Origin of the sequence: Vibrio hepatarius (assembly GCF_011806575.1) — a bacterium.
Classification (GTDB): Bacteria; Pseudomonadota; Gammaproteobacteria; order Enterobacterales; family Vibrionaceae; genus Vibrio; species Vibrio hepatarius_A.
Map to the genome: position 1 here is coordinate 65,055 of NZ_JAATOO010000007.1, position 15,254 is coordinate 80,308.

Genomic DNA, 15,254 nt, shown 5'->3' on the forward strand with positions numbered 1-15,254 from the left:
CCACCGATGAGAAAGATATCTGCAGTTAGTCTCCGTTACCTATCTTTCTTATCGTTATTGATCGTTGCTCCCTCCGTTCTTGCCAGCGTGTGGGAACATGTTGTTTCTCCCTCTCATCACTCACCTCAATCGATAGGCAGTTACGCCAATGGATGCCTTTCCGGTGCATCTGCACTGCCACTGGAAGGGATTGGCTACCAAGTCTTACGCAGTGAACGACAGCGATATTTCGGCCACCCTAATTCGGTCAGCTTTATTCAGCGCCTTGGTGAATTTTCTGCCCATCAACTGCAGACAAATTTGCTGGTGGGGGATATTTCCCTGCCGCGTGGTGGACGCTTTTCAAGCGGTCATTCCAGTCACCAAACCGGATTGGATATCGATATCTGGTTGAAACTGGCGGATGAAAGATTATCTGAACAGCAATTGAGCCAGCCCAGAGCGATCAGCGTAGTCGATATCGAACAGTACCGGTTGCAAAAACAGAATTGGGACTCGCGCCATTTTCAACTGATCAAACGCGCAGCCAGTGACCCAGCAGTGGCGAGAATCTTTGTTCACCCGGTGATCAAAGAGAAGTTGTGTAACAGTGAAAATTCCGACGATCGAGCTTGGCTGAGAAAAGTCCGCCCTTGGTGGGGCCACCACTACCACATGCACGTACGCCTCAAATGCCCTCAAGGCAGTAAGGTATGTCAACCTCAAGCCGCTCCTCCCAAAGGGGATGGTTGTGGCTATGAACTGGCGAGTTGGCGACCAAAACCTAAAGTCGACGAACCCGAAGTCGCGGCGGTAAAACCGAAGAAAAAGCCACCTAAAATCATGCCTGCGCAGTGTGAAATGCTGCTTCCTGAGACACAAAGTTAAGTCTATTCGCTGACTGATGCGACCAACATCTTTTTCAGAACAGTATCAAGTATGAAACTGGAGAAACATCACGCTAGTGTCTACAGTGATTAATATAACTATAAATAACGATCCAGCTTATTTTAAATGTATCGAAATTAGATTGCTGATAAATAAGAATTTTTATCTAGTTCTTTAATAATCTTTTATCTGATGTCGAGATATGGGATGGAAGCGTGGAAATTATCGGTTTAGACATTTTTTATTGAGTTGGTTAAGTAATCTCTCTGTACAACATAGATAGGCGAAGTGGTGGGTGCAGTGGACGGCAACCTGCCAGAGCGTTGATTAAGGACAAGACCATGACGATGATTTGTGCAAAAGAATTTGCTGAGTGGTTGAGGCATAGATTTAGCGGTGAAACTACTGGCATATCAATAACTCGCGAAGATATCAATCAATTGACGGGAAGGCAGAGACTTGATCTCGGGTTTGTAAACGATGTGCATTATGAGTTGATGCAACACGGTTTCGCATTTGTCACCGATACGGGGCGGGAGAACTATTATTTAATTCCGATAACCCAAGCAAAGAACTGGCGAGAGCGTCTTGAGTACCATTTCGAGAAAGAGCTGTTTTGTAATATCTATCCTATTGAAAAGTCGGGTTAAAAAAAGGTCCAACTTGATGATTAAGTTGGACCTTCTAATTTTTAAGCTAAACCTTGAATTATTACGAATTTCTCAAGTAACTCTTCTTCGGTTTCAATATGATTCGGGTCAGTGATAATGCACTTGGTAATTGGACAAACCGACTGACAGGTTGGTTTGTCGTAGTGACCTTTACATTCGGTACATAAGTCCGGGTCAATTTCAAAGATTGTGTCACCCATTGAGATTGCACCGTTAGGACACTCTGGGTCACACATATCACAGTTAATGCACTTATCAGTGATCAGCAGAGCCATGCTTATTTACCTGTCGGGTTACGGGTATCCTGACCTGCGTTTAGGTTGCGCATTAGAAGGCCGTATTCTAGATCCATATCTTCTGGAACTGGAATAAATACAAAGTGACCGTTGCCTTTCGCATCTTCAATTGACTCTGACTTGCGGTTTTCCATTGCTTCTAGTGTGAAGACAACGTTACCTTTTGGCGTCATTAGTTCTAGGCTGTCACCGACAACGAATTTGTTTTTCACTTCTACTTCTGCCATGTCGCCACGACGTTTGCCAGTGAATTCACCAACGAACTGTTGTGCGTCAGATACTGAGTAACCGTAGTCGTAGTTTTGGTACGCATCGTGTGTGTGACGGCGTAGGAAACCTTCGGTGTAACCACGGTGGGCTAGGCTTTCTAGCGTGCCCATTAGGTTTTCATCGAATGGCTTGCCTGCAACTGCGTCGTCGATCGCTTTACGGTAAACTTGAGCAGTACGTGCACAGTAGTAGAAAGACTTAGTACGGCCTTCGATTTTCAGCGAGTGAACACCCATCTTGGTGAGACGCTCAACGTGCTGAACCGCACGTAGGTCTTTTGAGTTCATGATGTAAGTGCCGTGCTCGTCTTCGTAAGCTGCCATCTTTTCTTCTGGACGGTGAGCTTCAGAAAGAAGAACCACTTCATCTGTTGGTTTGCCACGACCGATAGTGGTTTCAGGGCGCTCGTCTTGAACTTCAACAGGCTGCGCTTCAGCAGGGTCAAACTTCTCAACGATGTCGCCAGCGTCGTTTTCTTTGCCTTCTTCAACTTTGTATTCCCAACGACATGCGTTAGTACATGTACCTTGGTTAGGGTCACGTTTGTTGATGTAACCAGACAGTAGGCAGCGACCAGAGTAGGCCATGCATAGAGCACCGTGAACGAATACTTCGAGTTCGGTTTCAGGACAGTGCTCGCGAATTTCTTCGATTTCTTCCAGAGAAAGCTCACGAGATACGATTACGCGCTCAACGCCGTTTGCAGCCCAGAATTTGACTGTTGCCCAGTTTACCGCGTTCGCCTGTACTGACAGGTGAATTGGCATCTCAGGGAAAGCTTCACGAACCATCATGATTAGGCCAGGGTCAGACATGATCAGTGCGTCTGGGCCCATTTCTACGACCGGTTTAAGGTCGCGAATGAAGGTTTTTAGCTTGGAGTTGTGCGGTTGGATGTTACATACCACGTACAGTTTTTTACCTAGAGCGTGTGCTTCATCGATACCGATTTTTAGGTTTTCGTGGTTGAACTCGTTGTTACGTACGCGAAGGCTGTAGCGAGGTTGGCCTGCGTATACCGCGTCTGCGCCGTAGGCAAATGCGTAACGCATGTTTTTAAGGCTACCTGCCGGTGACAGTAGCTCAGGTACGAATGCTTTCTCAGTTGTCATGTGTAATTCTCTTAGTCTGATCTCAAGTCAGGGCTATTCCACCAGATGGAATAGGGGCGCAAATTTTACGTCAAATTGTGACCTGTGACTAGGGAAAGTCGATTTTGTTTTTTGAAGGGATAAATGTCAGGTTTGAAGGGGAGTTATTTGTGGTGAACGGCTGTAGGTTGTCACGTGCGATGCAAATAAAAACGCCCTCAGTGACGAGGGCGTATCAATAAACAATTAAGCGTTCGGGTGAGGCAAGCCGCCCAGTGATTCGTACAGACTTGGTAGGAATGCACTCAGTTCACCACACATCAACGAGAAATCGGCGTCAAAGCGTGCTGCTTGGTCTTCACGCGGGATATCATCATTTTGATCTTTTAGGTCATCAGAGAATTTCAGGCGCTTGATGCTGCCGTCTTCTGCGAGAATAAACTCGATACGCTCTTGCCACCAAAGCGCAAGCTTCGTCACTACTTTGTCGGCTTCGATATGGCTGCGGATTTCATCTGCGGTAAGTTCTTGTTTCTTACAACGGATCACACCACCTTCTTCCAGCACCGATTTCAGCTCGGCTTCGTCTAGCATCTGCATGCCAACTGGCGTGTTACCCGTTTTGACCCATTCGGTCAGTGTGGTTTCAATCGCTTGTTCTGGAATCGCTGGTACGACTGGCAGACTACCCATCGTTTTTCGTAGTAACGCCAAAACGTCTTCCGCTTTCTTGAAGCTGCTTGCGTCAACCAGAATAAAGCCTTCTTTCGGCAGAATCAGAACATAAGTGTGGTTGCTGCGGCTAAACGCGCGTGGCAGCAAATCCATCACGATGTCTTCTTTTAGATTGTCTTTCTCTTTTTTCTTTAGAGGACGACCTTCTTGCGCTTCCATCGCATCGACTTTTGCGTTGAGAGACTCTTTGATCACCGATGCTGGCAGCATCTTCTCTTCTTTTTTAGCGCAGATCAGGATGCGGTTTTCAGACACGTGCGTCATCATATCGCCGTGTTTACCCATCGCGGTCACCCAGCCAAACTTCTGTTTATCCTGACTGCCACACGGCGTAAAGCGAAACTCTTGAAGTTGCTTTTCTAGTTGGTCTGCATTGAATTCGATATCACGGTTAAATCGGTAAACCAGACAATTTTTAAACCACATACTCTTTCTCTATACCTAGACTTAGCTGCTAATCATAAAGGCTTTTTATGCCCTTGTCTTAACGCAAATACACAATAGTGGGATGAAAGTTATATGAAAATTTGTTTGCAAAGGTCACAAAAGTGTCATAATTGCTCGTAATAATGCTTATCGTTGCAGAGGCCTGATGCGGCCTAAAATAATTTAACTAACATAAGGTTATTCAATTATGTCTAGAAGGATTCTAGTTGTTGAAGACGAAGCTCCAATCCGTGAAATGCTTTGCTTTGTTCTTGAACAAAAGGGTTACCAAGCGGTAGAGGCAGAAGATTACGATACTGCGGTAACTAAACTGGCTGAACCCTTCCCAGATCTTGTTCTGCTAGATTGGATGCTACCTGGTGGTAGTGGTATCAACTTTATCAAACACATGAAACGTGAAGAGCTCACACGCAATATCCCAGTGGTAATGCTGACGGCTCGTGGTGAAGAAGAAGACAAAGTTCGCGGCCTAGAAGTGGGCGCGGACGACTACATCACCAAACCATTTTCTCCAAAAGAGCTGGTGGCACGCCTGAAAGCGGTAATTCGCCGAGTGACGCCAACCGCGCTAGAAGATGTCATTGATGTTCAAGGCTTAAGGCTCGACCCTGTTTCTCATCGCGTGACCGCGAATGACCAGCCGTTGGATATGGGGCCGACAGAATTCAAAATGCTGCATTTCTTTATGACTCACCAAGAACGCGTTTACAGCCGTGAGCAGCTACTTAACAACGTTTGGGGCACCAACGTATACGTTGAGGATCGTACGGTCGACGTGCATATTCGTCGCCTACGCAAAGCGCTAGAAAATGCAGGCCACGATAAACTGATTCAGACAGTACGTGGCGCAGGGTATCGTTTTTCAACGAAATCATAGTACCTAGTTAGAGCAACTCCGCCTAACTCTTGTGGGCGGAACTCATTGGTACATATTGGAGAGGTAAGTGGTAGAACGGTTAACTTGGAAGAAGCTAGCCTGGGAGCTGGCTTTTTTTTACACTCCCTGGATAGTAGTCGGGTGGATATTCGGCTACATGCCGTGGTTGCTGCTGGCAGCGACGGTGATTCAACTTGTTTGGCACCTGCACAATCAAATGCGATTGTCGGCGTGGCTATGGGACGAAAAGCGCCTAACACCACCGTCTGGTACTGGTAACTGGGAGTCGTTGTTCAACGGCATCTACCGCCTGCAACAACGCCAACGTAAAAAACGTAAAGAGTTAACCAACCTCATCCGCCGTTTCCGTAACGGTGCGGAATCGTTACCCGATGCAGTTGTGGTCTTCCGTGGTGAAGGCAACATTGTGTGGTGCAACCGACTCGCTCAGCACCTATTAGGCTTTAAATGGCCTGATGATTCCGGTCAGCCGATCTCTAACCTGATCCGCACCCCTGATTTTATCAAATACCTAAACAAACAAGACTTTTCTGAACCGTTGGAAATGCGCTCTCCACTTAACGTCGAGCGTATGCTGGAACTGCGTATTGTGCCGTACACAGAAGGTGAACACCTGATGGTGGTGCGTGACGTCAGCCAGCTTAAACAGTTGGAAGGCATGCGCCGTAACTTCTTTGCCAACGTTTCGCATGAATTACGTACGCCGATGACGGTATTACAAGGTTATCTGGAAATGACCGAAGACCCGGATATGGTCGTCGGTCCAATGTGGAGCAAAGCGCACGGGGTGATGACCGAGCAGCTAAATCGCATGAATAGTCTGGTCAACCAACTGCTCACCTTATCCAAAATTGAAGCCGCGCCGATGCACGAACTCGATGAAGTGGTTAATGTGCCCGCGATGCTGGAAGTGCTAGAAAAAGAAGCTGCCAGCTTGAGTGGCGACCAAGAACACAAACTTAAGTTTGAAGTGGATGAAAAGCTACGTGTGCTGGGGGATGAAGACCAACTGCGCAGTGCGATTTCCAACTTGGTTTACAACGCGGTTAAGTACACACCTGCTGGCGCGGAGATTAACGTGCGTTGGTATAAAACCCCGCAAGGTGCTTGCTTAGAAGTGCAAGACAGTGGCGATGGTATTGAACCTCAGCACTTACACCGTTTGACCGAACGTTTCTACCGCGTCGATAAAGCGCGCTCGCGCGACACTGGCGGTAGCGGTCTTGGTCTGGCGATCGTTAAGCACGCCCTGACGCACCACGACTCACACCTCAACATCCAGAGCCAAGTGGGCGTAGGCAGCAAGTTTTCGTTCGTATTGCCAAAACGTTTAGTGGTGTACTAATGAAGTTAGTGCTCACTACGATTTTATCCGCGACGTTATTCAGCTTTACTGCGCATGCAGAAGCCATTCCCGATTATCACAAGGTGCACGGCATTACCGGTACGTTGACCAGTGTCGGCTCTGATACCTTGGCTGGCATGACGACACTATGGTTTGAAGAGTTCAAACAGATGTACCCGAGTGTGAATGCTCAGGTGCAAGCTTCAGGGTCGTCAACCGCTCCACCAGCACTCACCGAAAGAACCGCGCAATTTGGACCAATGAGCCGTCCGATGCGCAATCGTGAAATAGAAGCGTTTGAGCGTGAACACGGCTATAAGCCGACCGAGTTGCGCGTGGCCATTGACGCAATTGGCATTTTTGTCCATCGTGATAATCCAATCAAAGGCATCAATTTCCAGCAGCTAGACAGTATCTTTTCCACCACATTGCGCTGCGGTGCGACTCAATCTATTTCTACTTGGTCAGAACTCGGTTTGGACTATCAGTGGGCCAAACGCAGTATTCAGTTGTTTGGTCGTAACTCGGTATCTGGTACGTATGGTTACTTTAAGAACAATGCGCTGTGTGGCGGTGATTTCAAAAATAGCGTTAACGAACAACCAGGTTCGGCCTCTGTAGTCCAGTCGGTGGCTTCAGCAGTAAACACCATTGGCTATTCCGGGGTAGGGTATAAAGTCTCGGGGGTGAAGCTGTTGCCTGTCGCTAAGCAAGGCAGCGAGTACATCGAAGCAAGTAAAGAAAACATCTTGTCAGGTAAGTACCCACTATCACGCTACTTATATGTATACGTGAATAAACATCCTTCTAAGCCGCTTTCTCCGGTGGCGAGCGAGTTTATTCGCTACATCTTTTCTGCTCAGGGACAAGAGCAAGTCGAGAAAGACGGTTACATTCCCATTTCGGCGGATATTGCCCGCCAGGAGCTGCAAAAAGTTGGGTTGTTAAGCGCAGAGTAAGCTTGCTCTGCGCCGATAATGCTTGGCAGTCTGAAGTTAGAAATCGAGTTCCCAGCCCGCGTTGTGCCAATATTCCTGCTCGGTGAGCAAATCCGCGTGGAGCAATTTGCTGTGCTCTAACCAATCTGATTCACCCGAAGTGAGTGTCCATTTATCACCGTCGACGGTTAATGACAGCGGTGGTAACGGATCATCGTTACGCTGACCGTTGACCAGTATCGCAAGACGTAAGACGCGGATCAGACCGATGATGTGCTTTTTCTTGTAGAGAGAAAACTCTTCCATTTCATTCAGTTTGAGCGATTTACGTTGAAAACGGACCAACATCGCTAATACACGCTGCTGCTCGCGGTTGAAGCCGGGCATATAAGTGTGGCGTAGGATGTAAGCAGAATGTCGATGAAATGCCTGCAAGCTGATGTTGAGCCCGACTTCGTGCAGGAGCGCACTCCATTCCAGCAGATCAGATAATTCAGAGCTTTTCTTGATGCTCAAATCAGAATGGACTTGCTGAAAAAACTCCTGAGCTTGGCCTTTGATTTTTGCTGCGTGCTCTAGGTCGACTAGGTGTTTGCTAGCGAGGTTTTCCGTGGTACGCATGCGGATGTCAGAACGCTTAAATGCATCTTCCATTTCAAACAACAGACCTTCGCGTAATGCACCTTCGGAGAAGTGCATCTCACTGATTTTCAGGTCTTTGATAATTGCTGACAGGATAGCTACACCAGCGGCAAACACGGGTTTCCGCTCCGGCGTTAAGCCAGCAAGTTCGATATCGTCGATGGTTTGCCATTCGCACAGTTTCTCGACCAGTTTATCCAGGCGCTTGGCGTTGATTAAACCGTCTTCAAAGCCTAAGCCAATCAGAACTTCCCGGATAGCTTTGATGGTACCCGACGAGCCAAAAGCGATTTCCCACCCTTTTTTACGGTAGCGATGGGCGATTGATTCAAGCTTTTGCTCTGCCGCGAGTGTGGCGTTGGCAAAGTTCTTTTTCGACAGTTTGCCGTTGGCAAAATAACGATTGGTGTAACTCACGCAGCCCATTTGCTTGCTGTTTATCAGCTCGGGTTCAAACCCTTTTCCGATGATCATTTCGGTACTTCCACCACCGATATCGACCACCAGTTTAGAATCGGACTCGGGCTGAGTGTGGGCAACGCCGAGATAAATCAAACGCGCTTCTTCTACGCCGGGAATGATTTCAATTGGAAATGGCAGCACTTCTTGAGCGCGCTGCAAAAAGATATGAGCATTGTTTGCCTGACGTAAAGTATGGGTCGCAGCGATACGGATGTTGTCTTCTTCGAATCCCTGCAGACGCTCGGCAAACATCGCCAGCACTTCTAATCCACGTTCAATAGAGGCGTTATCGAGGTTTTTCTGGCTGTCTAAACCCGACGCAAGACGAACGCGCTGTTTGTGGCGGCTGACGAGTTGTAAGTCTTGGTCGACGACTTTCGCCACCACCATGTGGAAACTATTGGAGCCGAGATCAATCGCGGCTACGTCTCGAATCTGCGGGGATTGATTCTTCATATATAGGCTGTTCTTTACGTTTTTTGGTTTGTCTTTCTACATTTTTAAGATAGTCGTAAATAGCAATCTGCGAACGGACTTTCTTGCGGTTTCCGCGCGGAACATAAGTGTTGCTCATTTCTTTATCGATCCAGCGTGCCTTCACTGTATCGGTAAAGTGGATATTAATGATATCAATAATGCGCTGTTTTAGACGTTCGTCACGCACAGGGGCGGTCACTTCAATCCGGTAGTCGATGTTACGCGTCATCCAGTCAGCGGAAGAGATATAAACTTGTGGGTCACCGTCGTTGTGGGTGATCAGTACGCGAGGATGTTCCAAGAATCGGTCGACAATACTGATGATCTGAATATTGTCGCTCACCCCTTCCACGCCAGGAACCAGGGAGCACATGCCGCGAATGATCATTTTTATCTCGACACCAAAGGTGCTGGCGCCATACAGCTTGTTGATTAAACCTCGGTCGACTAAGTTATTCACTTTGAGTGTAATCGACGCTTTTTTGCCTAGCTTGGCGTTGGCGATTTCGTTGTCGATCAAACGGTAAAGCTGCTTACGTGAGTTACGCGGCGAAACCAATAAATGGTTGAAGCGCACCGGACGGTAAGGGTTTTCAATGTAGCCAAATACATTACGTACTTCGTCAGTCAAATCTGGGTCGGCGGTCAGCAATGAGAAGTCGGTGTAAATACGCGCGGTTTTCTCGTGAAAGTTACCAGTACCTATATGGGCGTAGCTGACCACTTCTTCGTCTTCTTTTCGGCTAATCAACAGTAATTTGGAGTGGATCTTAAGCCCCGGTGCGCCAAAGATGACGTGCACGCCAGCTTCGGTCAGGACTCGAGACCACTCGATATTTGCCTCTTCGTCAAAGCGCGCTTGTAGCTCGACAACCACGGTCACTTGCTTGCCATTGTGAACCGCGTCGATCAGAGAGTTCATCAAGCGCGAGTTCTTCGCCACGCGATAGATATTGATTTTGATGCTCAGTACTTTCGGGTCGAACGAGGCTTGTCTTACCAACTCACTGATGTGGTCAAAGGTGTGATACGGATAGTAGAGCAGAATATCTTGCGCTCTGATCGCGTCAAATTTGTTGGCGTAGCCTTCAAAATCGGCACATTTCATCGGTGGCAGAGGTTTATTTTCTAGATAGTCACGACCGACATTGGGAAAACCGATGAAGTCTTTGAAGTTGTGGTAGCGTGCGCCAGGGATCAGGCTGTCATAGTTGGAAATTTGCAGCTTTTCACACAGCAACGCCAGCATTTCAGGAGGCATGTCGCGCTGATAAACAAAGCGCACTGGCATTGCGGTTAAACGCTGGCTTAAACCTTCCGACATCTGTTCCAGTAAGCTGTGTTCAACCTCGTGGCTTAAGTCGTATTCCGCGTCACGTGTCATCTTCATTGCATAACCGTGAAGCTCTTCAAAATCGAAGAAACCGCGGAACAGTTCATCCAAGCAGTAGCGGATAATGTTATCGAGCAGAATAATGGTTTTACGGCGCTTGCCTTTTTGCTCCGGAACCATCACAAAACGAGGCAGGTGGTCGGTCGGTATTTCGATCAGCGCGTATTGGCTTTGCTCTTGATTTTTAATATCGACCGCAATGTAAGCATACTCGTCTTTTAAGAATTGCAGGACGTCGATATCGTCATGCAGCAGCAACGGGGTGATATGCGGGAGAACTTCACTGGTAAAATATTTTTTTACCCACTTTTGTTGCGCTTCGCTGAGTTGGGTTTCGTTAACTAGAAAAATTCGTCGCCGTGCCATTTCACGGATCAGCTCGGCGTAGAGTTCGTCAAAGCTTTCATTCAATCTAAGCGCTTTGGTCTGCATTTTTTTCAGTAAGTGCTTGGAATTATCGTTGCCACCACGTTCTTGGCTAATCAGGATGCGGCGTTTTACGTCGGCAAAACGGACTTTGTAAAATTCATCTAAATTATTGGAAAATATACCTAAAAAACGAATGCGCTCGATGAGAGGAACACTTTTATCGGCTGCTTCTTGTAGCACCCGCTCGTTGAATGACAACCAGCTTAGTTCCTTCTCGATATACAGCTTCTCTGCGCTCATGGTCTTATCTTCCTAACGTAACTGACGAAAATGAAGGACTGATTTGTCCTACAAGCGTAGCAAATTAAGATCTTTATATGACACTTTTATGGCAATTCTTTATTGCATTGTTTTCAGCGGTTTAATGGGATTTGTAATATAATTGTCACCTAATCGACATATTATACATTTGGGTTAATTTAAGTAAGTGAGACAAATGGCCAAAGCCGAATTTTCATTACGTGAGCGTGATCGAAAGCGATTGATTAAAGATCGTTTGGTTCGGTTTGCGGTATCGACTGGTGGTGTCGGTGTTTTAGCAGCTTTGGTGCTGATTTTTGTCTATCTTGCGATGATGGTTCTGCCGTTGTTTTCCGACGCGCAACTGACGCCAAATATCGCTAAACAAAGTGTGAATGTCTCGCAGCCAGTCGCGTTGGGCGTGGATGATTACGGTGAGCATGCTTATTTGATTTCCCAGCAAGGTTCCGTCGATTTTTGGCAACTCAATAGCCTCGCTACTCAGCCAACACATAGCGTGCAAATCTCGGGTGACTACAGCTTGTTTGCGAAAAGTGTTGCCGCTCAAGGTTGGTTTGCTTTTGCCAATCCATCCGGTGAGGTCACGCTATTTCGACCAGAAATGACCAGCACTCTGAAGGGGCAAAAACGCGCGTTTTCTCCTGCTGTTGAACAGCAAACAGTACCACTTAGTCTCAAGGGCGAGAGCGACTTAAAGCAGTTTGCTTTTGCTTATGACGAGCAGATTACCTTAGCGGGCTACTATCAAGACGGGCGCGTTAAAGTGGTGTGGCAAGACCAAGCAGACTCAACACTCAGCTACACCTTTAATCAGCCGTTTACAGGTTTAGAGCAACTGATTTTAACACCAGACGGCAATACGCTTTACCTACGTACCGGTTCAGAGTTAGTCGTGGCGAAGAAAGCGCAGCAACGTTTTGTTGTTCGTGAAATTGTCGATCTAAGTCTAGGTGAAGAAAAACACGTCGTGAGCGATATCCAGTTGTTGTCGGGCGCATACTCGTTACTGGTTAGCCATCGCGACGGATTAGTCTCGCAATGGTTTGACGTACTCAACGGCGGTGAGCGAAAACTGACTCATATTCGTGAGTTTAAGCTCGCGTCGGCGCTGCAATTCTTATTGCCAGATACGTACCGCAAGGGCTTCTACAGTTTCTACATTAATGGCACGGTACAGAGTCATTACACCACCAGTGAAAAGCTAGTGATCTTCAATCGGGCCTATGAGAAAGCACCGCAATTGGCGGCGATGTCGAACAATGAAAAGTTCTTAATTGCGTTGTCATCATCGACGCTGTCGTTAGCGAAAATCAATAATCCGTTTCCCGAAATTTCATTGTCGTCGCTGTGGCAAAAGGTCTGGTATGAAAGCTACCCAGAACCGGCTTACGTTTGGCAGACAACCTCTGCCAACGATTCGTTTGAGGCGAAATTCAGCTTAGTACCAATCGCATTTGGTACCTTGAAAGCGGCTGCGTTTGCAATGTTATTTGCCGTACCTATCGCGGTGTTGGGCGCGATTTACACTGCGTACTTTATGACACCGAAAATGCGCCGTGTGGTGAAACCTTCGATTGAACTGATGGAAGCGCTGCCCACGGTAATCATCGGCTTCTTAGCGGGGTTGTGGTTTGCGCCGATTGTTGAGCGACATCTTGCCGCCGTGGTCAGCCTGATGCTGTTTTTACCACTGCTGATCGTGTTGGTGGGATTGGCGTGGCATAAGCTTCCGCGTAATTGGGTAAGTCGTTTTGCCAATGGTTGGCACGCAGTGATCCTAATGCCAGTCATCGTGTTATTTGTCAGCGCGATTTTATCGCAAAGTGGTGCAATCGAGCAGTGGTTGTTTGCGGGTGATGTCCGTGTATTCCTTGCAGAGCAAGGTATCGACTTTGACCAGCGCAACGCGTTAGTGGTCGGTTTCGCGATGGGTTTTGCCGTAATACCGACCATATTCACCATCGCCGAAGATGCGATTTTCTCGGTTCCGAAACACTTGTCTGATGGTTCATTGGCACTTGGTGCCACTCAATGGCAAACCTTGATTCACGTGGTGCTACTGACCGCAAGCCCAGGTATTTTTTCCGCGATCATGATGGGACTTGGCCGCGCGGTGGGGGAAACGATGATTGTGCTGATGGCGACAGGGAACACTCCAGTGATGGATTGGAACATCCTTGAAGGGATGCGCACCTTGTCGGCCACCATCGCGGTGGAAATGCCGGAGTCGGAAGTCGGCAGTTCGCATTACCGAATTTTATTCCTCGCGGCGCTGATACTGTTGGTGTTTACCTTTGCGGTAAACTCAGTCGCGGAGTGGGTAAGACAAAGATTAAGAGAAAAATATCGTGCGCTTTAAGCAAGTTATAGAAGGAATAGATAGCCGTGTTTAAGTGGCTCAAATCAGGCTCTCCATGGATATGGTTAACCGGCGGTGCGGTCAGTATCAGTCTGTTATCCGTATTAGGTTTGCTGCTGCTTATCGGTTGGAAAGGACTATCATATTTTTGGCCCGCGCCTTTGTATCAGTGGCAAACTGAACAAGGAAAAGTATTGGTTGGTCAGCTTTACGCAGAAGAGTATGTTCAAACCAGCCACCTTGAAGAAATGAATATCGAACTGCCGAAAGAGGTGCAAGAGAAAGGCTTAGTCAAACGTCTTAGCATCAAGGTTGCCAACCGAGACATCTATCCGGCGGACTTTGTCTCTATTTTAGAAATTGATGTGTTGAAGCGCAGTAAACCGCAGGGTTGGGCGGTGGTCGAGCGTACACGAGGAGGCGACTTCTACGGTGTGCCCCAAAGTTACTACTTAGAAGATGGCTCAGTCGTCAAAGACTACCAGCAGCAGATGCAACTTGGCTTGGCGTTTGCCGATTCGGTGCGCAGTGATATTGATAAACTGGTGAGCAAACAGATTCGTGTGTTAAGTGCACAAGCGGAAAAGCTGAGACTAGAACAACGTAAGAGAGAACTCAACGGCACGCTGGACCAAGCGTTTATGACTCGTTTCGATAGCCAATCGGCAATCATTAGTGAGCAGTTGACTGAAATGGAGTCACGTTTGGATGACTTACGCCGTCAACTTGAGCAACAAGGTTTGCTGATTCAAGACATGTACGGAGATGTGCACAAAATCCCGCTCAATTACGCATTAGATATTTGGTATCCAAACCAAATGTCGTTAGGTGAAAAGTTGATCCATTGGGGCAAGCAAGGTTGGAAGTTCCTATCTCAAGACCCGCGCGAGTCAAACTCAGAAGGTGGTGTATTCCCGGCGATGTTTGGCACCGTATTGATGGTGTTGATCATGTCGATCATCGTGATGCCTCTCGGTGTGATTGCGGCGATTTATCTGCACGAGTACGCCAAGAACAACGCTTTCACCCGTATCATTCGCGTCGCGGTGATTAACTTGGCGGGCGTACCATCCATTGTCTACGGGGTATTCGGCTTAGGCTTTTTCGTTTACACCTTAGGTGGTTCGATTGACGCGCTGTTTTACGAAGAACGCTTACCTGCGCCGACATTTGGCACCCCGGGGCTATTGTGGTCCGCGTTGACGCTGGCAGTTCTGACGCTGCCGGTCGTGATTGTCGCGACGGAAGAAGGCTTAACACGTATTCCTAGTTCGGTTCGTCACGGCTCGCTGGCATTAGGCGCAACGCAGTTTGAAACCATGTGGCGCATTGTGTTGCCGATGGCGAGTCCGGCGATCATCACTGGATTGATTCTTGCGGTTGCACGTGCCGCCGGTGAAGTAGCACCGCTGATGCTGGTGGGCGTGGTGAAACTAGCCTCGAGCTTACCAGTCGATAGCCAGTTCCCGTTCTTACACCTAGAGCGTAAATTTATGCACTTAGGCTTTCATGTCTATGATGTTGGCTTCCAAACCACTAATATTGAAAGTGCAAGGCCACTGGTTTATGCCACGTCATTTTTGCTCGTTACGGTGATCATTGGATTGAACCTGACCGCCATTAGCATCCGCAACAATTTGCGCGAAAAATATCGAACCTTGGGACAAGATTAA

12 protein-coding genes are annotated in these 15,254 nt (G+C 47.7%); 7 read left to right on the plus strand and 5 right to left on the minus strand.

Annotation, left to right across the window (positions count from 1 at the left end):
* The first annotated feature begins 6 nt into the window (after positions 1-6).
* Entirely contained in the window at positions 7-867 is an 861-nt protein-coding gene (mepA, locus tag HCZ42_RS07190) for a penicillin-insensitive murein endopeptidase (protein ID WP_167420052.1), read from the plus strand.
* 341 nt (positions 868-1,208) lie between these two features.
* The gene (locus tag HCZ42_RS07195) at positions 1,209-1,517 is read left to right on the plus strand and encodes a hypothetical protein (RefSeq protein ID WP_167420053.1); all 309 of its coding nucleotides are present in this window, start codon (positions 1,209-1,211) and stop codon (positions 1,515-1,517) included.
* Between the two features lie 41 nt (positions 1,518-1,558).
* Here the strand turns inward: HCZ42_RS07195 and HCZ42_RS07200 are convergent, their stop codons facing one another.
* The 3 genes from HCZ42_RS07200 to rdgC form a co-directional block, all read right to left on the minus strand.
* Positions 1,559-1,813 carry a YfhL family 4Fe-4S dicluster ferredoxin gene (locus HCZ42_RS07200; RefSeq protein ID WP_053409661.1) on the minus strand — a complete coding sequence of 85 codons (255 nt, stop codon included), beginning with the start codon at positions 1,811-1,813 and terminating at the stop codon, positions 1,559-1,561.
* A gap of 2 nt (positions 1,814-1,815) precedes the next feature.
* A complete protein-coding gene (gene trhP, locus HCZ42_RS07205) occupies positions 1,816-3,216 on the minus strand; it encodes a prephenate-dependent tRNA uridine(34) hydroxylase TrhP (protein ID WP_053409660.1) in 1,401 nt (466 codons plus the stop codon).
* A gap of 225 nt (positions 3,217-3,441) precedes the next feature.
* Positions 3,442-4,356, minus strand: coding sequence for a recombination-associated protein RdgC (gene rdgC / locus HCZ42_RS07210; protein ID WP_167420054.1), 915 nt, complete (start codon positions 4,354-4,356; stop codon positions 3,442-3,444).
* A gap of 208 nt (positions 4,357-4,564) precedes the next feature.
* Here rdgC and phoB point away from each other — a divergent pair, with 208 nt between their 5' ends.
* The 3 genes from phoB to HCZ42_RS07225 all read left to right on the plus strand — a co-directional run bounded on the left by phoB (position 4,565) and on the right by HCZ42_RS07225 (position 7,579).
* Positions 4,565-5,254: a phosphate regulon transcriptional regulator PhoB gene (phoB, locus tag HCZ42_RS07215; protein WP_167420055.1), complete on the plus strand. Its 690-nt coding sequence runs from the start codon at positions 4,565-4,567 to the stop codon at positions 5,252-5,254.
* 67 nt (positions 5,255-5,321) lie between these two features.
* Positions 5,322-6,620: a phosphate regulon sensor histidine kinase PhoR gene (gene phoR, locus HCZ42_RS07220; RefSeq protein ID WP_167420056.1), complete on the plus strand. Its 1,299-nt coding sequence runs from the start codon at positions 5,322-5,324 to the stop codon at positions 6,618-6,620.
* Positions 6,620-7,579: a PstS family phosphate ABC transporter substrate-binding protein gene (locus HCZ42_RS07225; RefSeq protein WP_167420057.1), complete on the plus strand. Its 960-nt coding sequence runs from the start codon at positions 6,620-6,622 to the stop codon at positions 7,577-7,579. The genes phoR and HCZ42_RS07225 overlap by 1 nt, the downstream gene beginning before the upstream one ends.
* 36 nt (positions 7,580-7,615) lie before the next feature.
* Here HCZ42_RS07225 and ppx read toward each other — a convergent pair whose 3' ends face one another.
* Both ppx and ppk1 read right to left on the minus strand, forming a co-directional pair.
* Positions 7,616-9,118, minus strand: a complete 1,503-nt coding sequence (gene ppx / locus HCZ42_RS07230) for an exopolyphosphatase (RefSeq protein ID WP_167420058.1) — start codon at positions 9,116-9,118, stop codon at positions 7,616-7,618.
* Complete coding sequence (gene ppk1, locus HCZ42_RS07235; protein WP_167420059.1) at positions 9,075-11,201, minus strand: polyphosphate kinase 1; 2,127 nt, start codon at positions 11,199-11,201, stop codon at positions 9,075-9,077. The genes ppx and ppk1 overlap by 44 nt, the downstream gene beginning before the upstream one ends.
* A 196-nt stretch (positions 11,202-11,397) precedes the next feature.
* Between ppk1 and HCZ42_RS07240 the strand changes: the two genes are divergently transcribed.
* Positions 11,398-13,581 carry an ABC transporter permease subunit gene (locus tag HCZ42_RS07240; protein ID WP_167420060.1) on the plus strand — a complete coding sequence of 728 codons (2,184 nt, stop codon included), beginning with the start codon at positions 11,398-11,400 and terminating at the stop codon, positions 13,579-13,581.
* Positions 13,582-13,607: 26 nt separating this feature from the next.
* Positions 13,608-15,254: a phosphate ABC transporter permease PstA gene (pstA, locus tag HCZ42_RS07245; RefSeq protein ID WP_167420061.1), complete on the plus strand. Its 1,647-nt coding sequence runs from the start codon at positions 13,608-13,610 to the stop codon at positions 15,252-15,254.